We start from the raw sequence: 22,293 nt of genomic DNA, 5'->3' as shown, positions 1-22,293 counted from the left end.
GCACAGCGGTCGCGAGTAGACAGGGCACATGCCAACCGTTGCCGAGAACATCGTCGCCACCCTCCGGGCCAACGACATCCACCGGGTCTACGGTCTGCCCGGGGACTCCCTGAACGGCTTCACCGACGCCCTGCGCAAGGACGGCACGATCCGGTGGGAGCACGTCCGTCACGAGGAGGCGGCCGCGTTCGCCGCCTCTGCCGAGGCCGCCCTGACCGGTGACCTGACCGTCTGCGCCGGCAGCTGCGGGCCCGGCAACCTGCACCTGGTCAACGGCCTGTACGACGCGAACCGTTCGCGGGTGCCGGTGCTGGCGATCGCCGCGCACATCCCCACGGCGGAGATCGGCTCCGGCTACTTCCAGGAGACCCACCCGCAGGAGCTGTTCCGTGAGTGCTCCGTCTACGTCGAGTACGTCGCCGACCCGGTGCAGATGCCCCGCCTGCTCGAGATCGCGATGCGCGAGGCGATCGAGAAGCGCGGCGTCGCGGTCCTCGTGATCCCGGGCGACGTCCTGCTCGCCGAGGCGAAGGACGACCGCGCCACCCGCATCGAGCGGGCCACCCCGCGCATCGTGCCGAGCGAGGCCGAGCTGCAGCGCACCGCCGACCTGCTGAACGGTGCCGACCGGATCACGATCCTGGCCGGAGCCGGCGTCGCGGACGCCCACGACGAGGTCGTCGCCCTGGCCGAGCGACTGCAGGCCCCGATCGTGCACGCGCTGCGCGGCAAGGAGCACATCGAGTACGACAACCCCTACGACGTCGGCATGACGGGGCTGCTCGGCTTCGCCTCCGGCTACCGCGCGATGGAGGACGCCGACGTCGTGCTCATGCTCGGCACGGACTTCCCGTACCAGCAGTTCTTCCCGGCCGAGGCGAAGCACGTGCAGGTCGACATCCGTGGCTCGCAGCTCGGCCGGCGGCACCCCGTCGACATCGGGCTGGTCGGCACCGTCAAGGACACCGCCCTCGCGCTCCTCCCGCTGCTGACCGGCTCGCACCCGACGAAGCACCTGGAGGACTCGCTCGGGCGCTACCGGAAGACCCGCGAGAAGCTCGACGACCTGGCCGTGCCCGCCGGCAGGAAGAAGCCGCTGCACCCGCAGTACGTCACCCGGGTGCTGGACCGGCTCGCCGCCGAGGACGCCGTCTTCATCCCCGACGTCGGCTCCCCCGTCGTCTGGGCCTCGCGCTACCTCACCATGAACGGCAAGCGCCGACTGATCGGCTCGTTCGTGCACGGCACGATGGCGAACGCCGTCCCGCAGGCGATCGGTGCGCAGACGGCGTATCCGGACCGGCAGGTGATCGCTCTTGCCGGTGACGGCGGGCTGACGATGCTCCTCGGTGAGCTCATCACGATCGTGCAGAACAAGCTCCCGGTGAAGATCGTCGTGTTCGACAACTCGTCGCTCAACTTCGTCGAGCTCGAGATGAAGGCCGCCGGCTTCGTGAACTACGGCACCGAGCTGCAGAACCCGGACTTCGCCGCCGTCGCCGAGGCGATCGGCATCAAGGGGTTCCACGTCGACGTGTCCGACGACTTCGAGGACGCGATGGCCGCCGCGCTCGCGCACGACGGCCCCGCGCTCGTGTCGGTCCGCGCGAACCGCCAGGAACTGTCCATGCCCCCGGCGGTCACCCTGGAGCAGGCGAAGGGCTTCACGCTCTACGCCATCCGCACGGTGCTGTCGGGCCGCGGCGACGAGCTGCTGGACCTCGCGTCCACCAACGCGCGCCAGCTGCTGTAGACGCGACCGGACGACGGCCTGGAGGCCCGTGGCGGCGCCGCCACGGGCCTCCAGGCCGTCACGGCGTCACCACCCGAGCGGCTGGCCGTCCTCCAGGAACACACCGGTCGGGCCCTCCGGGCCTGCGTTCGCGGCGGCCGCGATCGTCGCGGCGCTGACCTCGACAGGGCGACCGTGCGGGTTCGGCATGCCACCGAACTCGGTGGCCGTGTAGCCGGGCTCGATCGCGACGAAGTGCACCTCGGGCACGACGCGGGCGTACTGCACCGTCAGCATCGAGACGGCCGCCTTGGACGCGCCGTAGACCACGGCCGGCACGGTGAACGCCGGCTTCGACGGGTCGTGGGTGGCGGTGAAGGATCCGAGCGCGCTCGACAGGTTCACCACGATCGGGTTCGCGGAGCGACGCAGGAGCGGCAGCGCGGCCTCGGTCGCGCGGATGGTGCCGACGGCGTTCGTGTCGAAGACGGCGAGTGCCTCGGGGCCGCTCTGTCCCCAGACGGCGATGCCGGCGTTGTTGACCAGGACGTCGAGGCCTCCGTTCGCGTCGACGTGGGCGAAGGCCGCGGCGACCGAGTCGTCGTCGCGGACGTCGAGCTGGACGGAGCGGGCGCCGACCTCGGTGGCGACGGCGGCGCCCTGGTCGGCGTCGCGGGCGCCGATCCAGACGGTGTGGCCCGCCTCGACGAGCTGGCGGGCGGTTTCCTTGCCGAGGCCGCGGGTGGCCCCGGTGATGAGTGTCGTTGTCATGGGTCCAGCGTCACGCTCGGCGCCGACCTCAGGGAGTCGCCCGGTTGTCGTAGGACCGTCAGGGCCAGGACTCGACCGCTCGACGCGCGCAGACTGGGGACATGGTGGACACGGACTTCGGGCACACCCTGCGGCGGCTGCGCGACCACGTCTCCCCCGACGCTGCCGGCATGGTCGTCGGGCCGCGTCGACGCGCAGCCGGGCTGCGGCGCGAGGAACTGGCGCAGCTCGCGGGGATCTCGGCCGACTACCTGACCCGGCTCGAGCAGGGGCGGGCAACCTCACCGTCCGCCCAGGTGGTCGAGGCGCTCGCGCGGGCGCTGCGGGTCGCCGATGCCGACCGCGAGCTGCTCTACCGGCTCGCCGGGCACGCGGTCCCCGGAGCTGATGTGGTTCCGTCGCGGATCCCACCGAGCGTGCAGCGACTGCTCGACCGACTGGCGGACACCCCCGTCGCGGTGCTCGACGCCGCGGGGAACCTGCTCGTCGCCAACGCCCCGTACGACGCGCTGATGGGGCCGATCGGGGCACTCCGCGGGAACGACCGGAACACGGCGTGGCGGCACCTGGTCGGATCCGGCAGCCGAGCCGTGCACACGCCCGAGGAGCAGGCGGCGTTCGAGGCGAACCTGGTGGCGGGGCTCCGGATGACCGCGGCCCGCTACCCGCTCGACCGCCAGCTGCAGCAGCTCGTGCGGGACCTGCGGGCGGCGAGTCCGCGGTTCGTCGAGCTGTGGGACTCGGGCGCGACCGCGCTCGGCGAGACCGCCCGCCGGAAGGTGATCGACCACCCGGACGTCGGGCTGATCACGCTCGACTGCGACACCCTGGTCGTCGGGCCGGAGGACCTGCGGATCCTGGCGTACACGGCCGTGCCCGGGTCGGTGGACGCGGAGCGGCTGGCGCTGGCGATCGTGGTGGGGACGCAGTCGTTGGTGGAGTGAGGCGAAGTCACTGTGGTTGTGCGGTGCGGGTCCGCAGTGACCCCGCCGGCTTCAGTCGGCGACAGCCGCGACGGCTTCGATCTCGACCAGTTGGTCGTCGTACCCGAGGACCGTGACCCCGAGCAGAGTGCTCGGCACGTCGTGAGTGCCGAAGGCATCGCGGACCACCTGCCAGGCGGTGACGAGATCAGCCTGCCGCGAGGACGCCACGAGCACCCGGGTGCTCACGACGTCCTCGATGGAGGCACCTGCCGCACGCAGCGCCTCCTGCATGGTCTCGATGCACCTGGCGGCCTGGCCCGCGTGGTCCCCGACCGCGACGGTCGACCCGTCCGGGGCGAGCGGGCAGGCCCCGGCGAGGAACACGAGCCGCGTCCCAGCCGGCACGGTGGACGCGTACGCGTACTGCGCCACGTCGCTCAGGACGTCGGACCGGATGAGACGGACAGCGCTGGCCATCGCCCCATCCTGCCCGCGATCGCTGAGCAGCCAGGCCGAGAGAGACCAGCACCTGGTGCTCTGCACGGCCCCGGTCGGTTCACCCGACGCGGATGCCCTGGCGCTCCTCGGGCTGCTCGGCGTCCTCGACGTCGAACACGACGACCCGGGCACTCGCCGCACCGATGAACTCGGCCACCGGCCGGTGCTCCGGGTGCGGCAAGTACTCGGCGAGCGCGGCACGATCGCGGAACCGGACGACGAGCATCCAGTGGAACCCGCCCTCCAGTCCCTCCGTGCTCACGCTCGTGCCGGACTGCACCGACTCGACCCCCTCGATCCGTGGCAGGTGCTCGCGCGACAGGGCCGATGCCTCGGACGACCGGTCCTCCCCGTCCCACTCGACCAGCACGGTGTGCGTCACTCCGGACACGTGGTCCCCTTCCTCGAACGCAAGAACGGCAGAACGTCAGAACGTCAGAACGCCAGATCAGAACGCCGGCGTGCCGCCCGCGATCGTGATCGTCGAACCGGACTGGTAGCTCGACTCCGGGCTGACCAGGTGCACGTAGGCGGCGCCGAGCTCGGCGGGCTGCCCGGGGCGGCCGAACGGCGAGCTCTCGCCGAAGTGCGACACCGTCTCGGCGTCGTCGGAACCCGGCTGCAACGGCGTCCACACCGGCCCCGGCGCGACGGAGTTCACACGGATGCCCTTCGGCGCGAGCTGCTGCGCGACGGCCTCGGTGAAGAGCTTGATCGCGCCCTTCGACACGGCGTAGTCGATCTTGTCCGGCGAGGGCGTCGACGCCTGGATCGAACCGGTCGTCACGATGGTCGACCCGGGCTCGAGGTGCGGCACCGCGGCCTTGGTCAGCCAGAACAGCGAGTAGATGTTGGTCTTGAAGGTGGAGTCGAACATCGACGTGTCGAGCGTCAGGATGTCCTCGTTGCTCTCCATGCGACCCGCCACCATGACCAGGGTGTCGAGGCCGCCGAACTCGTCGACGCCCTTCTGCACCAGATCCGTGCAGTAATGCTCGTCGGAGATGTCCCCGGGGAACAGCACGGCCCGACGGCCTTCTGACTCGAGCAGGTCGCGGACCTGTTCCGCGTCCTCCTGCTCGTCCGGCAGGTACGAGAGCACCAGGTCCGCTCCTTCGCTCGACAGCGCGATGGCGGCGGCACGGCCGATGCCGGAGTCGGCACCGGTGACGATGCCGCGGTACCCCTTCAGGCGTCCGAGCCCGACGTAGCTCTCCTCGCCGTGGTCGGGCTTCGGGTCCATCTTCCACGCGGCGCCCGGCAGCGACTGCTCCTGCTTCGGGTACGACGGTGCCGGGTAGAGGGTGTTCGGATCGCGCTTCTCGTACTGGCTCATGGCCCCACTGTCGTCGCAGCGCCCGCACGGGCGCTCAGCTGGTGGGTGACGGACGCTGAGCAGGCGACCGGGTCCTGGAAGACGGGTGGGGACGGACCGGAGGCGCGGTGCGGGCCCGCACCGCGCCTCCGGTCCGTCAGGTGGCTCAGACGCCGGCCGTGGTCCGGATCCAGGACGAGGCCTGCGACAGCAGAGCGTAGTTCGAGCCGGCCCTGGTGTTCGCACCCGGGTCGGCGCTGTCGCCGGTGGAGCAGACGGCGACGACCTTGCCGTTGACGAGCAGCGGGCCGCCCGAGTCGCCGTGGTTCGAGGCGCCGGTCACCCCGGTGAGGTGCTGGGCACGACCGTTAGAGGCGTCGGTGCTCGCGCCGGTGAGCGAGACGGTGGCCTGGTAGAGGCCGTCGGACTGTGTCGCGTTCGCGCGCAGGCCGTAGCCCTGGATGGTGCCGGTGCCGCTCGACTTGGCCGTCGCGGTGAGGTCGAGGGGTGCGTAGGTGGACAGCGAGTAGGCGGTCCGCAGGTGCACGAGCGCGATGTCACCCGCCGGCGAGGCGTTGACGCGGTCGACGGCGACGGCCGTGCCGCGGTTGACGGTGGAGTTGGAGTGGTAGACGTTCATCGCACCGATGCCGTCGATGCAGTGCCGGGCGGTGAGGATCCACGAGGCGTTGAGCTGCTCGCCGGTGCAGTTGCTGGCGTAGCCTGCGGGGATGCTCCCGCCCGAGGCTTCGAGCTGCACCGCCCATGAGGTGGTGGGGGCCTTCTCGCCGCCGACGACCTTCGTGCTGACGGGCAGCGCGGAGGCGGGCGACGCGGCGAAGACGCCGGCGGTGACGACGGCGACCGCGGCGAACGCGGCTGCGATGGACTTCTTCATGACGACTCCTCTGTCGGTGAAGCACCTGCCAGTTGCTCTGTGCAACTGATGCGTCATCCTGACCCCTGTCCAGGGGTCGCACCAGTCCGCACTTCGACGGACGCGCCTGCTTGCGGACTCGAGAGCCGTGATCCGGTACGCGAACTGGCTGAGCCGTGCGCCATCGGTCTGGTCGTAGCGTCGAAGCATGACGACCAGTGACGCGATCAACCTGCCGGATCGGTTGACTCCGGCCCTGGACACCGACCTCGAGGTGCTCGACGCCATGGACCGTGTCATCGCGGCGTGCGTGGAGGGGACCTCGGCGACGGAGGCGGGGATCGTGCTGGCCGACCGGTACGGCGTACTGCAGGTCATCGCCTCGACGAGCGAGCGCAGCAGCGAGGCCGAGGAAGCGCAGCTCGGCACGAACGAGGGCTCGTGTCTCGACTGCTACCGGACCGGGAAGACGATCGACGTGCCCGACGTGTCCACGCACGAGTCGGAGTGGCCGACGTTCGCGGCGACGATGCGCGAACGGGGGCTGCAGGGCACGTTCGCCGAGCCGATCCGTCTGCGGGACCGGACCATCGGCTCCCTGTGCGTCTTCGCCGACCACACCCGCGGGCACAACGACCAGGACGTCGTGCTGCTCCAGCTGCTCGCCGACGCGGCTTCGGCTGCCCTGGTCCGACAGCGCGACCGCGGGGTGTCGACCACGATCGAGGAACAGGTCGAGGACGCGCTCGAGGCCCGGGTGCTCCTCGAACAGGCCAAGGGCGCACTCGCGTACCGACGGGGCATCCGGATGGACGAGGCGTTCCAGATCCTGCGACGTGCTGCTGCCGGTGCGGGCCACGGGATCCGGGCCATGGCGGAGGACGTCGTGCACCGGGGTGCCGACCTCGGCAGCACCGGCTAGACCGGTTCCGTCCGGAGGACCAGCCCGTGGTGCTGCGTGGTGAGCGACACCGCGACCACCTCGCCGAACGCATCACCGTCGAGCTGCACACGCTCCGGGATGTCGACGGTCAGCCGCAGCGTCCGTGCCCGGGTGTACCGGAGCGCACGGGAGGTCGGCAGCACCCGGGCCAGGAGCCGCCCGAACCGGGTGCGCGCGAAGAACCGGTTGAGCGTCAGGGCGTACCCGACCTTGGTCCACCCGAACCACCCGGCCGGCCGGAACGCCACGGCGTCGAGGATCCCGTCGTCCGGGCGGGCAGCGGGGAGCAGCAGGATGCCCGCGGTCAGGGTGCCGCAGTTCCCGACGATGATCGTGTGCGCGCTCATGCTGCGGAGCGGGCCGTCGTCGATCCCGTAGTGCACCGGGATCTGCCGGTTGCCGATCACGGACCGGGCGATGGGATCCGAGTAGGCCACCCACCCCAACCGCTTCTTCACCCACGCGTTCGTGTCCGCGGCCATGCTCGCATCGAGCCCGATGCCGGTCATCACCAGGAACGCGTGCGACGTCGTGGTGCCCGACGGGTCGGTCAGGTCGGCCAGCCCGACGTCGATCGGGCGGTCCGTCCCGCCGAAGCCCGCACGGACGGAGCGCACCAGGTCGCCGAGGGGCAGCCCGAGGTTCCGTGCGAACAGGTTGCCGGTGCCGCTGGGGACGAGCGCGACCGGCGTCCCGGTGCCGCGGAGTTCCTCGGCGACGACCCGGAGCGTGCCGTCCCCGCCGGCGACGAGGACGACGCTCGGGCGGGCGTCGCGCGCGGCCCGTGCGGCAGCCCGTCCGTCGTCGTCGGCCCTCGTGACGAACCAGAGCGACTCGGCCCATCCGTGGGCGCGCTCCTCGGCGGCGAGCACCGCTCGGAGGCGCGCCTGGTCGATCTTGGTCGGGTTCACGACCACCGCTGCCCGCAGCTGGTGGGCGTCGTTCGGGAGGTTCGGCACGGGGCAGGGCGGGGCGGGGCTCAGTGGATCCGGAGTTCGGTCACCATGGGGCAGACGAAGGGGTCGCGGGCGGCGAGGCCGACGCGGTTGAGGTAGCGGACGACGATGCCGTAGGAGCGCAGCAGCGTCGTCTCGGTGTAGGGCACGTCGAGGGTGTCGCAGTGGTCACGGACGAGCAGGCGGGCCTGCTTCAGCGCCGGACGCGGCATCGACGGGAACAGGTGGTGCTCGACCTGGTAGTTCAGCCCGCCCATCAGGAACGACACCCACCAGCCGCCACGGATGTTGCGCGAGGTGCGCACCTGACGGGAGAAGAAGTCGACCTTCGCGTCGTGCGCGATGGTCGGCATGCCCTTGTGGTTCGGGGCGAACGAGGCACCCATCATCACGCCGAACACGGCCAGCTGCACCCCGAGGAACGCACACGCCATCCCGAACGGCAGGAACCAGAACACGACCGTCAGGTAGATGGCGAAACGCGCCACGAGCAGGATGCCCTCGAGGACCCGACCCCGGGTGTCGCTGCGGCCACCGGTGCCCCGGAGGACCGACATGACGGCAGCCCGGTGCAGGTTGATCCCCTCGAGCGTGAGCAACGGGAAGAACAACCAGCCCTGGTACTGCACGAACACCCGGAGCGGCCTGTTCGTCACGGCGGCGGCGTCCTCCGGCAGGAACCGGATCGCGTCCGGCGCGATGTCCGGGTCCTTGCCGACGGTGTTCGGGTTGCCGTGGTGGCGCGTGTGCTTGTTCATCCACCACGAGTAGCTGAGGCCCACCAGGAACGTGCCGAGCCAGCGGCCCGCGCGGTCGTTCCACTTCTGGGACTCGAACACCTGACGGTGCGCGGCCTCGTGCGACAGGAACGCGAACTGTGTGAACAGCACGCCCAGCGCACCGGCCACGATGAGCTGGAACCACGAGTCACCGAGGAACGCGAACACGACCCAGCACGCGGCCGTGGCCAGGACGAGCGCGGAGAACAGCGCCCAGTAGAAGCCCCGACGGCGCTCGAGCAGCCCGGCTTCCTTCACCTGCGCCAGCAGCGCGGAGTAGGACGAGGTGCCGCCGGTCCGCGGTCCGACCGGAGAGCCGGTCTTCCGGTAGCCGCTGGCGAGGGGTTTCGAGCTGGTCTCCCGCTGCGGGCTGGTACCGGCGTGCTGCGTCGTCATGGATTCCCTGGTCGTCATCGGAATGGCGGAACGTTCCGGCGGCCGGGGTCTGGGGCAGCTGCTCCAACGCTAGAGCCGCCGCGCTCCCGGGTGCAAGCCACAGGTCCGCGTGTCCGCTGCTCGGTTACGGTTGTCCCGCCTGCTCGACGGAAGGACCGCTCCACATGACCGAGGTACGCGAAGCACGACTGGTCGAGACGTTCGTGACCCTCACCGACAGCCTGGTGGCGGACTACGACGTGGTCGACGTCCTGCAGACGCTGGTCGACCGGGCAGTGGAGTTGTTCGACGCCGCCGCGGGCGCGATCCACCTGCTCGACCAGCAGGACGAGCTGCGCGTCGTCGCGTCGACGAGCGAGCGCAGCAGCTTCATCGGTCTGCTCCAGCTCAACGCCGGTGAGGGGCCCTGCATCACCGCCGTGACCACCGGCCGGCTGGTGACCTCGGAGAACGCCGACGACCTGCGGCAGCACTGGCCCCGGTTTGCCGAGGCATCGAGGGCTCGCGGCTACGCGGGCGTCCACGCCATCCCGCTCCGGCTGCGGGACACCACCGTCGGGTCGCTGAACCTGTTCCGCGAGACGGAGGGAGCGCTGAACGGTGCCGACGCCCGAGCCGCGCAGGCCCTCGCCGACGTCGCGACCATCAGCCTGTTGCAGCAACGGACCCTCGAGCACGCGACACTCACCGCGGAGCAGCTCCAGCGTGCGCTCGACAGCCGGGTCGCCATCGAACAGGCCAAGGGGTACCTCGCACGTGCGGCCGGGGTCGACGTCGAGGAGGCCTTCGGCATGATCCGTCGCTACGCCCGCACACACCAGCGCTCCCTGAGCCAGGTCGCCGCAGCCGTGGCACGCGACGACGTCCCGCTCGCCGACCTCATCGGGGCCGGAGTGTCCTGAGGGTTCCCTCGGGACGGTCCTCACCGGTGCGACGCGCGGGTGCCGGTCGGGTAGCGGCCCCGGCCCGGGATCGTGTGCCGGATGCCCCCGGCCGGGTCCGGCACGTCGCCGCCGTACCGTGGGATCACGTGCAGGTGGGCGTGGAACACCGTCTGCCCGGCTGCCGCGCCGTCGTTGAACCCGACGTTGTACCCGTCAGGTCGGTACCGGTCGTCGAGCACCAGCTTGAGTGCGCGGACGAGCCGCGTCATCGCGGCGACTTCGTCCGCGGTGGCGTCGAACCACGACACCACGTGGCGCTTCGGGACGACCAGGCTGTGCCCGGTCGAGACCGGGTTCGCGTCCAGCAACGCCACGACCAGGTCGTCCTCGACGAGCCGGGAGGCCCGTGGCACGTTGTCGAAGACGCATCCGGTGAGCGCGTCGTCACGGTCTCGGGCGTCGGGTTCGGGGATCAGCGCGTGCTCCAGAACGAGATGGTCCGGCTCTCGTCCCGCACGACCGCGGTGTGCGACGACGCCCGGTCGGCGACCGGGCGGTTGCCCTCGCCGCCGTACCAGTAGGAGACGTACCGGTTCTGGCTGGGTGACCATCCGACCACCTCGACCTTGTACCGGCCGGGGCTCAGGACCACGCCGAAGATGCCGCCGCGCCCCGGCGACCAGTAGACCAGGCGGGTGTCGAAGGTGCTGCCGATCGACTCGCCGTACACGTGCACCGTGGCCCCGGTGAAGTCGGTGTCGAGCTGCGGGTTCACGATGGCGGACAGGGTGACCCCGACGGTCGAGCTCGCGCCGACGTCGTCCAGCACGGTCTCGGCCCGGCCGCCCGCCTGGTTCGCGACGCGGACGTAGGAGCGCGGCGCGGTGGAGCCGGGGTCGCGGTGGAACCCCCACGACTGACCGCGCAGCGCCGGCCACGAGTCGAGGGACTCGTCGTGCGCGTTGACCTGCACGCTGTAGTCGTCGCTCGGCAGGCCGTGCACCCAGTAGTGCCCGTCTCGGGCGGTGACGGTGCGACGCACCGTTCCGGTGTTCCAGCCGCGCACGACGACGGCCGCGCCGGACAGGTCGGCGCCGTACGGGTTGTGTGCGGTCCCACCGATCGATGCGCCGCGACGCACGACCAGGACGACGGTCTCGTGCGCTCCGGGGCCGACCGTGATGCCGGTGCGCTCGGCGGGGAGCACGTCGTCGAAGCCGTACGAGCCCTTGCGCTCGCCGTGCAGGCTCCACGTGCCGGACGGGACGGCGTCGAACGTCAGCCGCCCGCGTGCGTCGCTCGAGGCAGAGGCCGTGGTCGCGCCCTCCGGGGTCCGCAGGTCGACCACCACCCCCGACATCGGCAGCGGGCGCTTCTCCGGGTGGGTGAGCATCACGGTGAGCGCGCCGTCGTCCGGTGCTGCCAGGGCCGCGGTCGTCGGTGCGAGGATCACCCCGACCAGCGTCAACACGGTCGTGATGCCGACCACCGTGCGTCGTCGAGTCGTCATGGCGTACCCCTGCTCCCCTTGCGAGGCCGCCCCTGACCCCGTTGCAGTGGAGCGTAGACGTGTCGAGGCGCCTGCGCACCGTCGCCGGATGTGCACTGCTCGCGGGGTGCTGGCAACGGCGAAGGACCCCGCGACCGGGGTCACGGGGTCCTTCGGGGTTCGTCAGATGCGGCCGACGGTGCGACGGCGACGCAGCAGGACCATGAGGGTTGCACCCGCGGCGAGCAGCGCGGCGGCGATGCTCAGCGGGACGGTCGGGTCCGAGCCGGTGAACGCGAGCTCACCGGTGGGCTGGTCGGTTCCGCCGCCACCACCGCCGGTGCCTGCGGTCGCGGGGCCGCTCGGGGTGTCGGTGGGCGCCACTGCGGGTGCCGTCGCGGTGGGCGTCGCGGTCGGCACCGGAGCCGGGGCGCGGACGGTGATCGTGACGACGCTGGTGTCGTCCGGGCTGGTGCCGTTCGACGCGGTGATCGTCACGGTCGAGGTGCCCGGGGTGGTCGGGGTGCCGGAGATGACGCCGGTGGTGCTGTCGATCGTCAGGCCGTCGGGCAGGCCCGTGGCTGTGAAGGTCGGGTTCGGGGTGCCGGTCGCGGTGACCGTGGACGAGTAGGGCACGTCCACGGTGCCGTCGGACGGGGTGCCCGAGGTGATGGTCGGCGACTCGGACGGGGTGCCCGGCGCGGGGCAGCCGTTCGATGCCGTGATCGTGTTCGTGTCGAGGGTGACCGCGCCGGTGCGGGCCAACAGTCGGCCCTGCACGGTCGCGCCGGTGGTGGCGGTCACGGACTGCTGCGCCAGGACGGTGCCCTGGAACCGGGCGCCGGTGCCGACGGTGGCGGAGCTGCCGACCTGCCAGAACACGTTGCACGAGCTGGCACCGCCGGTGATCACGATCTGGCTGGCGGACCCGATGGTCAGGGTCGACGCGGCCTGGAACACCCACACGGAGTCCGCGCTGCCGGCCAGGGTCAGCGCACCGTTGTTCGCCAGGGCGAGGGCGCCGCCGGAGTACACGCCGGGTGAGAGCGAGAGGCCGTTCAGCTCGGTCAGACCGGTCTGGGTCGGGGAGAGCGACGCGGCGACGTTGTACGCGGTGGTGGTGTCGCGCTGGGCCTGTGCGGCTGCGGCGTCGGTCTGGTGCGTGGTGCCGTTGACGACACCGTCGGGTGCGCCGCCGAAGCCGGTGATGGACGTGCCCGGCGACAAGCCGAGGTCGCCGTTGATCACGGAGGGGCCGGTGTTCGTGACCGCGCTCGCCCCGAGGACGCCGTAGGTCGAGGCCGTTCCGAGGTTGACGGGGCCGTCGATGACCGTGGCGGCCGATGCCCCACCACCGGTACCGAGGGTGATCAACACGGCGGCGGCGGCCGCCGACACGACCAGGAGGGAACTGCGTCTGAGATGGCGAGCGTGCATGGTCCGGCCTCTTCCTGCAAGGAGAGGCGGGGTGACGTCGGCGACGAGCGCGCATTCTCAGTGGCTCGAAGTATGGCCCTCCGCACAGCGATCACCTAGGAATGTCTGAACATTCGCTCAAAGCCTGGCAGTTGGCCTGGCTGTCTAGGCGATCCCGGCCTGTTGGCGCATGCTCACCACAGGTTGACCGGTCGCTCTCACCAGCGGACGGGTAGGGAGTTCGGGTCTCCCGTCAGCCGGTGTGGCACCGGTCCCGGGTAGGACCGGTCGCCCGCCCCCGGCCACACGGCGAAGGGCCCCGCGATGGAGATCGCGGGGCCCTTGCTGGTGCCTGGTGCTACTTGATGACGACCGTGATGGTCGGGCTGGTGCTCGTGGCGATCTCGGAGGTGCCGAGGAAAACGGCGTGCAGCTTGTGCGTGCCCTTCTTCAGCTTGAGCGCCGAGGTGTTCGTGCCGTGCGACACCTTGACGTCGGCGAGGCGCTTCGAGCCCTCGTAGATCCGCACGGTGCCGTCGACACGGAAGCCGGTGGCGCCGACCTGCACGCTCGCCTTCCCGCCGCTGTACTTCAGGACGGCACGGGACGGGGCCTTCGACACGGTCACCGTCGTCGCCTTGGCCGTCGTCGAGTCCGTGCCCGAGTAGGTCGTGTCGGCGTTCGCGAACGAGGCCGTCACCGAGTGCTTGCCGATGGCGAGGGCGCTCGGCAGCGTGGTGCTGGCCGTGCCGTTCTTCACCGGAGCTGTGCCGAGCACCGTCTTGCCGTCACGGAAGGTCACGGTGCCCTGCTGGGCACCGACCCCGCCGCCGATGGTCGCGGTGACCGTGACGGGCGTCTTGGTGCGGTACGTCTGCGTCGCAGCCGACACCGAGAGCGTGGTGGTCGTCGTCGGCAGCGTGGCGTGCAGGTTGAACTTGTCGACCGTCGAACCGATCGCGGCCGGGTCGGCGGTGGCCGTCGGCTGGAGCGTCACGCCGCAGCTGTCGACCTTGCCGTGCTGCACCGCCGAGTTGAGCGTGGTGCAGTCGCTGGCACGGATGTTCTCGACGGCGAGCTTGTCGTCGGTGACCGAGACCTTCACGAAGGTGCGGACGTGCTCCTGGTTCTCGACCGAGTTGGCGAAGTGACGCTGACCCGTCGGGTCGAGCGGGTCCGCGCCGTAGCCGCCCTGGGTGGCGTCCGGGGTGGTGAGGTCGTAGTACTTCGAGCCCGAGGCCGAGTTCGCCGTCATGTAGATGACGCCGCCGGGGCCGGAGAAGACGTCGGGAGCAGCGGGCTGCTCGTTGACGTTGGCCTTCTTGCCGTTCTTGATCGCGTAGCTGCGCGAGTAGGAGTGGTCGTGGCCCTGCAGGACGAGGTCGACGCCCATGTCCGAGAACGAACGCGTGAAGTCGAACCGGCGCTGCTGGTTGTCACGGTCGTTCGCGTGGTCGGCGGGCGAGTAGATCGAGTGGTGGTAGACCAGCGTGGTCCACTTCGCGTCGTCGCCGTGACGGGTGATGACGTCGCGCACGTAGTTCACGTGGGCAGCGTCCGAACCGGCCGCGTAGGCGTTCGAGTTGATGTCGATGAACAGGACGCCCTTGTACATGTACCAGTAGTCGCCACCCGAGTTCGCGGTCGTGTTGCCGCCCGGGTAGAAGTCCGGCACCTTCAGGGAGTTCGGCACCTGGTTGTGCTGCTCGTAGGCCTTGCCGCCCACGTCGTGGTTGCCGATGGTCGAGGCCCACGGGTAGCGCTTCAGCACGTCGCTGCTGTCGGCGAAGGCGCCCCACTCGTACTCGTTGTTGGCGTGCTCGACCTGGTCGCCACCGGAGACCAGGAGCTCGGCGTCCGGCTCGGTCGACGTGGCGTACTTCAGCGTGTCCGCCCAGCCCGCGCCGTCGTCGTCGGTGAAGCCCGACGATCCGATCTGCGGGTCGCCGAAGAACAGGAAGTCGAAGTCGCCGGAGAAGCTCTTCGTGGTGAAGGTGTACGACGCGGACCAGGCCGAACCGTCCGCCGCACCGACGTGGTACGTGTACGAGGTGTTCGGCTCGAGGGCCGAGATGGTCGCGTGGGCGTTGATGTAGCCCGACTCGGCGGCGATGCCGGGGATGCTCTTGGTGTTCGAGTCGGTCGCGCTCGTGTCGGCTGCAGTGTTCGCGGCCTTCGACGCGGCGATCGTCTGCTTGGCGTCGGTGAAGCCACCGTCCGTCATGGACGCGGTCTTCTGGATCTCGAGCGACTGCGCGACGTTGGTGGGGAAGTACCACGAGGCGATGCGCTGGCTCTCGGTCGCGCCGACGCCGAGCAGGATGTGGATCGGGCCACCGGTCGAGATGTTGGTGGTGGGGGTGTTCGTCGCAGCGGTGGCGGCGTTCGTCCCGACCATCGAGGCACCGGCGATGAGCGCCGCCCCGAGGACGGCTCCGCAGACGCGGAGGGTGGTGGTTCTGCGCCGGGTAGTGGCGCCGGACAGGAGACTCATGTGGGTCCGTTTCTCAGACGTGGGATGGTGCAGCACGGAAGACTCTGCATGCACTGCAAAACGTCTTGGTGAACGCTGAGTGACGGTTCGTCGCTGTTCAGGAACGAGCTCGACCTGTCGACGTTCCCTTGCGACCGTCAGCCCGCCGCCAGCCGTTCGACGAACCAGATCATCCCCATCACGAACACGCCGGCGGTCACGGCGCCCGTCACCCAGAGCGACGCCCGGTGTGCCTTCCGCCGCAGCAGTGAGAGCGGCGGGAACACGATGACGATGATCGCGAGCTGCACGGCCTCGATGCCGACGTTGAAGATCAGGAGCGAGACGAGCAGCTGCCACGAGAACGCCTCGTGGATGCCCAGCGCCCCGGCGAACCCGAGCCCGTGGATGAGCCCGAAGGCGAAGACGACGGCCAGGCGGGTCCACCCGGCACGATCGAGCGAGAAGTGTCCGTGCTCACCGACCACCAGCTCGTCGGCCCGCGATCGACGACGCCAGAGCCGCCACAGGTACCAGCCGGCGACCGCGGCGATCGACAGCGCGATGAGCGGTTCCACGACGATCGCGGGCGGGCTGACCACTCCGAGGGCGGCGAGGATGAACGTGATCGAGTGCGCGATCGTGAACGCGGACGCCGTGTAGACGACCTCGCGCAGTCGACGCGACCCGGCGATGAGCGCCACGAGGAACAGGATGTGGTCGATCCCGGTCAGCAGGTGCTCGGCGCCGAGGCGGAAGAACTCCCAGAAGCGCTCGCCCGCCGACTGCTCGGTCGAGAACGTGCGCTGGGAGGCGTCGAGGGTGGCCGAACCGGTCCGGTCGTCGACGTCGTAGGTGACGATCGTCTTGGTGTCGCGCACGAAGGTCTCGTCGTCGGGGAACAGCTCGGACGACACCACGTGCCCGGACTGCGTCTCCGAGGGTTCCGGGCAGGTGAAGTCCGCGGTCACGTGGGCGTACGGCACCTCGTCCTGCAGATCGACCGTGACGGTGTCGTCGAGCGTGCCCGTGCAGGCCTGCCCGCCGGCTCCGGTCACCGTGAAGCGGTCGAACACGTACTTCCCGATCGCGTCGGTGTGCGCCTCGGCAGCCGTCACCATCCCCGGGAAGTCCCCATCGTCCCAGGCCGTCTGCCCCTGCTCGTGCAGCGTGTCGTCGTGCTCGCTCGTGGCCACCGAGACGAGCATCAGGTCGTACTCGAGCCCGAGCTCCGCCTGCACGACCGTCGGCTCCGTGGACGTGACGTCGGCGTACACGACCGAGCTGAAGCCGTGCGCCGACGCCGGCGCCGCCCCCGCGAGCACACCGATCACGACCACCCCGAGCAGCACGAGCGCGGCGACGACCCGTGCGACGAGCGCGGACGCGGGAGACGAGTGGGCAGGGCGGGCGCGCAGGAGCGCGGCGGTGGTTCCGGAGGGCACGCGCAGACGATCCGGCCCGCAGACGACCGGCAGGTGAACAACCGGTGACCAGCGGCGGGACGGGTGTTGGACAGGTCCCCCGACCGGCCCGGGGCGGCCGTCGGGCGTGCTTGCATGGTGCCGTGACCCGCATCGCCACCCGGACGACCGTCCTGTTGACCGCCGTCGCCCTCGCCGGTGTCGGCGCCGTCCTGCTGGCCGGCTGCTCCGGGGCGTCGGACGGCACCACCGGCGGCGCCGGCCCGACGGCGACCGCGTCGGCGCACGCCTCGGCCGGGGTCCTGGGCGCCGGGTTCTCCGACCCCGACCAGCCGCCGGCGCCCGAGGCCACCATCCACCCGGAGCCCGGTTCGTGGTCCGGTGTGCACGCCCCCACCGGCTACGACGTCGTGCTGCTCTCCGACGCTGGTGACGCCGCCGACGCCCCGACCCGTACCCTGCTCGACGCCGTCGAGTCGTGGGCCGCGGACGAGGACGTCACCGTCACCCCGGTCTCGGCGAAGGACGCCGACGACCGCATCGCCGCGGTCCTGCGCGCCGTCGACGCCGAGCCCGACCTGGTCATCACCGTCGGCAACCACATGGTCGACCCGCTCGCGGCCGTCTCGCCGACCGCGCTCCACCAGCAGTTCCTGGTCGTCGGTGCCGAGATCGCCGAGCCGACGTCGAACGTCACGGCGGCGGACTGGACGGGCGGCGGGTTCCGCGGCGAAGGCCTCGGCCCGTCGAGCCACTACGACCCCGAGACCTTCACCGAGGACCGCGCGGCCCGTGGTCTGCGCGCCGGGCTCGCCGCCGTGCTCCACGACCTGCGCGGCATCGTCGTCTGGGTGCCCTGACCCTGGCGGTCCCCCGCTACGCGGTCTCCGGCTCCAGCACGCGCGCTCGCACCTGCGCCGCCGCGCCGAGTGCGACGGCGTCGGACCCGAGCGTCGACTGCGCGAGCCGGATCGTCGCCCCGCTGACCGGCGGTTCCGCGGCGATCGCCGCCGTGATGGCCGGTTCGAGCAGGTCCCATGACCGTGCGATCCCGCCGCCGATCAGGACGGTCGTGACGTCGAGGATCCCCGCGGTCAGCAGTGCGGCACGGGCCAGGCCCCACCCCGCGGTGGCGAAGACGGCGGCCGCGTCGGCATCTCCGCCGCGCGCGGCGACGGCGACGTCCCGTGCCGAGAGCATCCGCCCGGAGCGCTCGGCGTAGCGGTCGGCGATGCCGCGTGCGCCCGCGATGGTCTCCAGGTGCCCGGTCTGTCCGCAGGTGCACCGGGCGTCGCCGAAGCCGGGGACGTGGCCGATCTCACCGGCGGCGCCGCGCGGGCCGGCGAAGAGCCGTCCGTCGAGCACGAGCGCACCGCCGACGCCGGTACCGAGGGTCATGCCGAGCACGTCGGACTCCCCCACGACCGCGCCGGTGGCGATCTCGCCGAGCAGGAACGCGTTCACGTCGTTGTCGAGGGTCGCGGGGACGCCGAGGGCGTCCGTCACCGCCCGGGTCACGCCGTACCCGGCCCAGCCGGTGAACGAGTTGCCGGTGACCAGGACGGTTCCCGTGGTCCGGTCGACGACACCGGCCGCGCCCACCCCGACACCCGCCAAGGAGGCCCGGTGCGTCTCGAGCAGACCCGTCACGGCCCCGAGTGCGGCCGTCACGATCGCCGCCCCGCCCGCGTGCGCGGGCGTCGGCAGGTCGAGGCGGTCGATGACCTCGAGGTCGGGCGTGGTCAGGACGACCTTCGTGTTGGTGCCGCCGACGTCGACCCCGGCCAGGACCCGGGTCACGCGGTCACCGCCGCGAGCGAGGCGAGGCGCTCGGTCCGACGCTGCCGTTGCAGGACCGGGTCGGGCACCGGTACCGCTGCGAGCAACCGCCGGGTGTAGTCGGTGGTGGGGTGCAGCAGCGTCGTGCCGGTGGTGCCCTGCTCCTCGACGACACCCTGGCGCATCACCACGACGCGCTCGGCGAAGTGCTGCACGACGGCCAGGTCGTGTGACACGAACAGGCACGCGAACCCCAGGTCGTCCTGCAGTTCGCCGAGGACCTCGAGCACGGTCTCCTGCACGCTGACGTCGAGCGCCGAGGTCGGTTCGTCGGCGACGAGCAACCGCGGTTCGAGCACCAGCGCCCGGGCGAGCGAGACCCGCTGCCGCTGCCCGCCGGAGAGCTCACGCGGGGCACGGGACGCCAGGGTCCGTGGCAGCCGCACCGCGTCGAGCACCTCGTCGATGCGGCGACGGCGGTCGGCCGAGGACATCCCGCGACGGTGCACCGCGAGTGGTTCCGCGATGCACTCGGCCACGGACATCCGGGCGTCGAGGGACGCCACCGGGTCCTGCAGCACGACGCCGATGCCGGAGCGGAGGGCACGACGGTCACGGCCCTTCGCGGTCCGCAGGTCCTGCCCGAACAGCGACACCGTGCCGGACGTCGGCTTGATGAGCCCGAGCGCCACCCGGGCCGCGGTCGACTTGCCGGAGCCGGACTCGCCGACCAGGCCGACGGTCTCACCGGCGTGCACCGCGATGTCGATGCCCGCGAGCGCGTGGACGGCACGCGCCCCGCGCCCGAACGTCACCGAGACGTCCCGCAGGTCGACCACCGGGGCCGCACCGGGCCTCCCGGCCGTCTCGGTCCCCGTGTCGGTGACGGGAGCCGACGGACGATCGCCCGCCACGTCGAGCCGCGGCACCGCGGCGAGCAGCCGCTTGGTGTACTCGTGCTCGGGGCGGAGCAGGACGTCCTCGACCCCGCCGGTCTCGACGATCTCGCCCTGGAGCATGACCGCGACGCGGTCGGCGAAGTCCGCGACGACCCCCATGTTGTGCGTGACGAGCAGCACGCCGGTGCCGGTCTCGACGGCGAGCGCACGGAGCAGCTCGAGGATCTCGGCCTGCACGGTCACGTCGAGGGCCGTGGTCGGCTCGTCCGCGATGAGCAGCTTCGGCGCGTTCGCGATCGCCATCGCGATGACCACGCGCTGGCGCTGCCCACCCGACAGCTGGAAGGGGAACGACCGGGTGCGCGACTCGGGGTCGGGGATGCCGACGCGACGGAGCAGGTCGACGGCCTCGGCCGCGGCGGCGGACGCGGAGACGTCACGGTGGTTCCGGATCACCTCGGCGATCTGCGCACCGACGCGGGTGAGCGGGTCGAGGGCGGTCGCGGGCTCCTGGAAGACCATCGAGACGGTCGAGCCCCGCAGTGCCCGGAGCGCGGGTTCGGGTGCACCGACGACCTCGTGCCCGGCGACGACGGCACTGCCCGAGGCCGTCGCGTTGCCGGAGAGCAGCCCCATCGCGGCGAGTGCGACGGTGGACTTGCCGGAGCCGGACTCGCCGACCAGGGCGAGGGTCTCGCCGGGGGCGACCGACAGGGACACCCCCCGCACGGCGTCGACGGTGCCGGACTCGGTGCTGAAGGTGACGCCGAGGTCGGTCGTCTCGAGGATCGGTTCGGTCGTCATCAGCGGCCCCGTACGTCGAAGGCGTCCCGCAGTCCGTCGCCCACCGCGTTGAACGCGCAGACGACCAGGATCACGGCCAGACCCGGCGGCACGATGAGCCACCAGCGTCCGGAGTAGGCGGCGGTGAGACCCGCCGAGAGCATGCCGCCCCAGTCCGTCGCGGGCGGCTGCACGCCGAGCCCGAGGTACGAGACGTAGGCGACCAGCAGGATCGCGTCGGCGACCTGGAACGTCGCCGCGACGACGATCGTCGACACCGAGTTCGGCAGCAGGTGCTTGCCGATCGCGCGGGCGTGCGAACCGCCGATCGCGCGCAGCGTCAGGACGTAGTCGCGGTTCTTGAGCGTCAGGGTCTCGGCGCGGATCAGGCGGGACGGCACGAGCCACGACACCAGGCCGAGGATGACGATGAGGCCGCCGACCCCGGGGTTCGTGATCGCCGAGATGACGAGCAGGATGAACAGGGCCGGGATCGCGATGCCGGCGTCGACGACGCGCATCATCAGCGCGTCGACCCAGCCGCCGACGTACCCGGCGACGGAGCCCCACAGCGTGCCGACGACGGTGGCCAGGACCCCGGCGGCGATGCCCACCATCAGGGAGACCTTGCCGCCGTACATCAGGCGACCGAGGACGTCGTGGCCCACGGCGTCGGTGCCGAGCCAGTGCGCGGCGCTCGGGCCCTGGTTGGCCTGCTCGAGCAGCGTGTGGGTCTGGTCGGTCGGGTACACGAACGGGCCCACGAAGCAGAACAACACGATGACGACGATCAGGGCGAGGCCGATCACGGCGAGGGTGTTGCCCCGGAACCGGCGGGCGGCGAGCCGGAACCCGGTGACCGCGACGGTGACGGGGGCGCCCGGGGCTTCGGGGGCCATCTGGACGGCGGTCATGCGCGGCTCGCCTTCACTCGCGGGTCGATCAAGGACTGTGCGACGTCGGCGAGCAGGGTGCCGATGACGGTCGCGATGGAGATGACGAGCACGCAGCCGAGCAGCGTCGGGTAGTCGGAGGACTGTGCGGCGTTCCAGAACAGCAGCCCCATGCCGGGGTAGTTGAACAGCTGCTCGGTCACCAGGGCGCCGCCGAACAGCACCGGCAGGTAGTACCCGAGCATCGCGACGACCGGGGTCAGCGAGTTCCGGAACACGTGCCGCCGCAGGATCGTCGCGGTCGAGGCGCCGCCGGCACGGGCGGTGCGGACGTAGTCCTCCTGCAGGTTCTCGAGCGTCGAGGCGCGCATGTACCGACTGAACACCGCGATCATCGCGAGGGCTCCGGTCACCACGGGCAGCACGAGTCCGGCGGGGTCCTGGAACACCTCGGCCAGGGTGGTGCCGCTCGGCGCCTGGGACGGCAGCCACGGCAACTGCTGGCTGAAGACGATGATCAGGACGAGACCGAGGAAGAACGCCGGCGTCGAGTAGAAGACGAACGCCAGGGCGGTGGCCGCGTAGTCGACCGCACCGTTGCGGCGGGCCGCCTGCAGCATCCCGACCGGGATCGCGACGACGAGTCCGAGCACCGCGGAGATGCCGGTGAGCACGAGGGTCTTCGGCAGGCGCTCGGCGATGAGCTGCGAGACCGGCTCGTTGAGCGTGTACGAGGTGCCGAGGTCGCCGGTCAGCAGACGACCGAGGAACCGCAGGTACTGCACGGGCAGCGGCTGGTCGAGCCCCTGCGCCTGGTTGAACTGGGCGATCTGCGTCGGGGTCGCGGAGACGCCGAGCACGCCGCGGGCGGGGCCGCCGGGCAGTGCGTGCAGCAGGCAGAACACCACGACGGTGACGATGAGGATCACCGCGAGCGCCTGCAGGACGCGCCTGGTGAGGTAGAGAGCTGTGGTCATGCGGCTTCCGATGGTCGGATTGGAGACGTGCGAGGGACGGGAGGCGCGGTGCGCGTCGGACGCGCACCGCGCCTCCCGTCCGT

21 protein-coding genes are annotated in these 22,293 nt (G+C 71.3%); 5 read left to right on the top strand and 16 right to left on the bottom strand.

All coding sequences use genetic code 11. The features are described from left to right. The first annotated feature begins 28 nt into the window (after positions 1-28). On the top strand, positions 29-1,753 hold the full coding sequence (poxB, locus tag DEI85_RS01155) for a ubiquinone-dependent pyruvate dehydrogenase (protein WP_110858573.1): 1,725 nt from the start codon (positions 29-31) through the stop codon (positions 1,751-1,753). A gap of 66 nt (positions 1,754-1,819) precedes the next feature. Here the strand turns inward: poxB and DEI85_RS01150 are convergent, their stop codons facing one another. Then, positions 1,820-2,503, bottom strand: a complete 684-nt coding sequence (locus tag DEI85_RS01150) for an SDR family NAD(P)-dependent oxidoreductase (RefSeq protein ID WP_110858572.1) — start codon at positions 2,501-2,503, stop codon at positions 1,820-1,822. Positions 2,504-2,604: 101 nt separating this feature from the next. On the opposite strand from DEI85_RS01150, the gene DEI85_RS01145 reads away from it, so the two are divergent. After that, positions 2,605-3,447, top strand: coding sequence for a helix-turn-helix transcriptional regulator (locus DEI85_RS01145; RefSeq protein WP_111123816.1), 843 nt, complete (start codon positions 2,605-2,607; stop codon positions 3,445-3,447). A 51-nt stretch (positions 3,448-3,498) separates the two neighbouring features. On the opposite strand, the gene DEI85_RS01140 is transcribed toward DEI85_RS01145, so the two are convergent. The 4 genes from DEI85_RS01140 to DEI85_RS01125 form a co-directional block, all read right to left on the bottom strand. Beyond that, positions 3,499-3,906, bottom strand: coding sequence for a RidA family protein (locus DEI85_RS01140; protein WP_110858570.1), 408 nt, complete (start codon positions 3,904-3,906; stop codon positions 3,499-3,501). Positions 3,907-3,985: 79 nt separating this feature from the next. Continuing rightward, positions 3,986-4,318, bottom strand: coding sequence for a Dabb family protein (locus DEI85_RS01135; protein ID WP_111123817.1), 333 nt, complete (start codon positions 4,316-4,318; stop codon positions 3,986-3,988). A 57-nt stretch (positions 4,319-4,375) separates the two neighbouring features. Next, on the bottom strand, positions 4,376-5,263 hold the full coding sequence (locus DEI85_RS01130) for an SDR family oxidoreductase (RefSeq protein WP_111123818.1): 888 nt from the start codon (positions 5,261-5,263) through the stop codon (positions 4,376-4,378). 145 nt (positions 5,264-5,408) lie between these two features. Beyond that, positions 5,409-6,140 (bottom strand): S1 family peptidase, encoded by a 732-nt coding sequence (locus DEI85_RS01125; protein WP_111123819.1) that lies wholly within the window; start codon positions 6,138-6,140, stop codon positions 5,409-5,411. Between the two features lie 187 nt (positions 6,141-6,327). On the opposite strand from DEI85_RS01125, the gene DEI85_RS01120 reads away from it, so the two are divergent. Continuing rightward, a complete protein-coding gene (locus DEI85_RS01120) occupies positions 6,328-7,041 on the top strand; it encodes a GAF and ANTAR domain-containing protein (RefSeq protein WP_111123820.1) in 714 nt (237 codons plus the stop codon). Here DEI85_RS01120 and DEI85_RS01115 read toward each other — a convergent pair. Next, a complete protein-coding gene (locus tag DEI85_RS01115) occupies positions 7,038-8,021 on the bottom strand; it encodes a diacylglycerol/lipid kinase family protein (protein WP_111123821.1) in 984 nt (327 codons plus the stop codon). The two genes, DEI85_RS01120 and DEI85_RS01115, sit on opposite strands and share 4 nt — an antisense overlap. A gap of 20 nt (positions 8,022-8,041) precedes the next feature. Next, entirely contained in the window at positions 8,042-9,193 is a 1,152-nt protein-coding gene (locus DEI85_RS01110) for a fatty acid desaturase family protein (protein ID WP_111123822.1), read from the bottom strand. Positions 9,194-9,357: 164 nt separating this feature from the next. On the opposite strand from DEI85_RS01110, the gene DEI85_RS01105 reads away from it, so the two are divergent. Continuing rightward, positions 9,358-10,095 (top strand): GAF and ANTAR domain-containing protein, encoded by a 738-nt coding sequence (locus tag DEI85_RS01105; protein ID WP_110858563.1) that lies wholly within the window; start codon positions 9,358-9,360, stop codon positions 10,093-10,095. Between the two features lie 20 nt (positions 10,096-10,115). On the opposite strand, the gene DEI85_RS01100 is transcribed toward DEI85_RS01105, so the two are convergent. From DEI85_RS01100 to DEI85_RS01080, 5 genes are all read right to left on the bottom strand, one after another. Continuing rightward, positions 10,116-10,490: an HIT family protein gene (locus DEI85_RS01100; protein WP_220032908.1), complete on the bottom strand. Its 375-nt coding sequence runs from the start codon at positions 10,488-10,490 to the stop codon at positions 10,116-10,118. A 59-nt stretch (positions 10,491-10,549) separates the two neighbouring features. Then, a complete protein-coding gene (locus tag DEI85_RS01095) occupies positions 10,550-11,587 on the bottom strand; it encodes a carboxypeptidase-like regulatory domain-containing protein (RefSeq protein ID WP_111123823.1) in 1,038 nt (345 codons plus the stop codon). Positions 11,588-11,749: 162 nt separating this feature from the next. Further along, a complete protein-coding gene (locus tag DEI85_RS01090) occupies positions 11,750-13,003 on the bottom strand; it encodes an ice-binding family protein (protein ID WP_111123824.1) in 1,254 nt (417 codons plus the stop codon). Positions 13,004-13,340: 337 nt separating this feature from the next. Continuing rightward, a complete protein-coding gene (locus DEI85_RS01085; protein WP_111090111.1) occupies positions 13,341-15,476 on the bottom strand; it encodes an Ig-like domain repeat protein in 2,136 nt (711 codons plus the stop codon). 137 nt (positions 15,477-15,613) lie between these two features. Beyond that, on the bottom strand, positions 15,614-16,900 hold the full coding sequence (locus DEI85_RS01080; protein WP_110858559.1) for a HupE/UreJ family protein: 1,287 nt from the start codon (positions 16,898-16,900) through the stop codon (positions 15,614-15,616). Positions 16,901-17,022: 122 nt separating this feature from the next. On the opposite strand from DEI85_RS01080, the gene DEI85_RS01075 reads away from it, so the two are divergent. Then, positions 17,023-17,739 carry a type 1 periplasmic-binding domain-containing protein gene (locus DEI85_RS01075; RefSeq protein ID WP_110858558.1) on the top strand — a complete coding sequence of 239 codons (717 nt, stop codon included), beginning with the start codon at positions 17,023-17,025 and terminating at the stop codon, positions 17,737-17,739. Between the two features lie 16 nt (positions 17,740-17,755). Here the strand turns inward: DEI85_RS01075 and DEI85_RS01070 are convergent, their stop codons facing one another. From DEI85_RS01070 to DEI85_RS01055, 4 genes are read right to left on the bottom strand one after another with little or no spacing between them, the layout of a single operon-like run. Then, positions 17,756-18,679 carry an ROK family protein gene (locus DEI85_RS01070; protein ID WP_027467215.1) on the bottom strand — a complete coding sequence of 308 codons (924 nt, stop codon included), beginning with the start codon at positions 18,677-18,679 and terminating at the stop codon, positions 17,756-17,758. Continuing rightward, a complete protein-coding gene (locus DEI85_RS01065) occupies positions 18,676-20,361 on the bottom strand; it encodes a dipeptide ABC transporter ATP-binding protein (protein WP_111123825.1) in 1,686 nt (561 codons plus the stop codon). The genes DEI85_RS01070 and DEI85_RS01065 overlap by 4 nt, the downstream gene beginning before the upstream one ends. Beyond that, the gene (locus DEI85_RS01060; protein ID WP_111123826.1) at positions 20,361-21,254 is read right to left on the bottom strand and encodes an ABC transporter permease; all 894 of its coding nucleotides are present in this window, start codon (positions 21,252-21,254) and stop codon (positions 20,361-20,363) included. The genes DEI85_RS01065 and DEI85_RS01060 overlap by 1 nt, the downstream gene beginning before the upstream one ends. Then, the gene (locus tag DEI85_RS01055) at positions 21,251-22,210 is read right to left on the bottom strand and encodes an ABC transporter permease (RefSeq protein ID WP_027467218.1); all 960 of its coding nucleotides are present in this window, start codon (positions 22,208-22,210) and stop codon (positions 21,251-21,253) included. The genes DEI85_RS01060 and DEI85_RS01055 overlap by 4 nt, the downstream gene beginning before the upstream one ends. Positions 22,211-22,293 lie beyond the last annotated feature (83 nt).

Source organism: Curtobacterium sp. MCBD17_026 (assembly GCF_003234895.2).
Taxonomy (GTDB): Bacteria; Actinomycetota; Actinomycetes; order Actinomycetales; family Microbacteriaceae; genus Curtobacterium; species Curtobacterium flaccumfaciens.
This window is presented reverse-complemented; position numbering and strand designations above follow the sequence as displayed.

Bases quoted from the DNA above. Each gene is read 5' to 3' on its own strand.
- poxB (WP_110858573.1), top strand. From the start codon at position 29: ATGCCAACCGTTGCCGAGAACATCGTCGCCACCCTCCGGGCCAACGAC.
- DEI85_RS01150 (WP_110858572.1), bottom strand. From the start codon at position 2,503: ATGACAACGACACTCATCACCGGGGCCACCCGCGGCCTCGGCAAGGAA.
- DEI85_RS01145 (WP_111123816.1), top strand. From the start codon at position 2,605: ATGGTGGACACGGACTTCGGGCACACCCTGCGGCGGCTGCGCGACCAC.
- DEI85_RS01140 (WP_110858570.1), bottom strand. From the start codon at position 3,906: ATGGCCAGCGCTGTCCGTCTCATCCGGTCCGACGTCCTGAGCGACGTG.
- DEI85_RS01130 (WP_111123818.1), bottom strand. From the start codon at position 5,263: ATGAGCCAGTACGAGAAGCGCGATCCGAACACCCTCTACCCGGCACCG.
- DEI85_RS01125 (WP_111123819.1), bottom strand. From the start codon at position 6,140: ATGAAGAAGTCCATCGCAGCCGCGTTCGCCGCGGTCGCCGTCGTCACC.
- DEI85_RS01120 (WP_111123820.1), top strand. From the start codon at position 6,328: ATGACGACCAGTGACGCGATCAACCTGCCGGATCGGTTGACTCCGGCC.
- DEI85_RS01110 (WP_111123822.1), bottom strand. From the start codon at position 9,193: ATGACGACGCAGCACGCCGGTACCAGCCCGCAGCGGGAGACCAGCTCG.
- DEI85_RS01105 (WP_110858563.1), top strand. From the start codon at position 9,358: ATGACCGAGGTACGCGAAGCACGACTGGTCGAGACGTTCGTGACCCTC.
- DEI85_RS01095 (WP_111123823.1), bottom strand. From the start codon at position 11,587: ATGACGACTCGACGACGCACGGTGGTCGGCATCACGACCGTGTTGACG.
- DEI85_RS01090 (WP_111123824.1), bottom strand. From the start codon at position 13,003: ATGCACGCTCGCCATCTCAGACGCAGTTCCCTCCTGGTCGTGTCGGCG.
- DEI85_RS01085 (WP_111090111.1), bottom strand. From the start codon at position 15,476: ATGAGTCTCCTGTCCGGCGCCACTACCCGGCGCAGAACCACCACCCTC.
- DEI85_RS01065 (WP_111123825.1), bottom strand. From the start codon at position 20,361: ATGACGACCGAACCGATCCTCGAGACGACCGACCTCGGCGTCACCTTC.
- DEI85_RS01060 (WP_111123826.1), bottom strand. From the start codon at position 21,254: ATGACCGCCGTCCAGATGGCCCCCGAAGCCCCGGGCGCCCCCGTCACC.
- DEI85_RS01055 (WP_027467218.1), bottom strand. From the start codon at position 22,210: ATGACCACAGCTCTCTACCTCACCAGGCGCGTCCTGCAGGCGCTCGCG.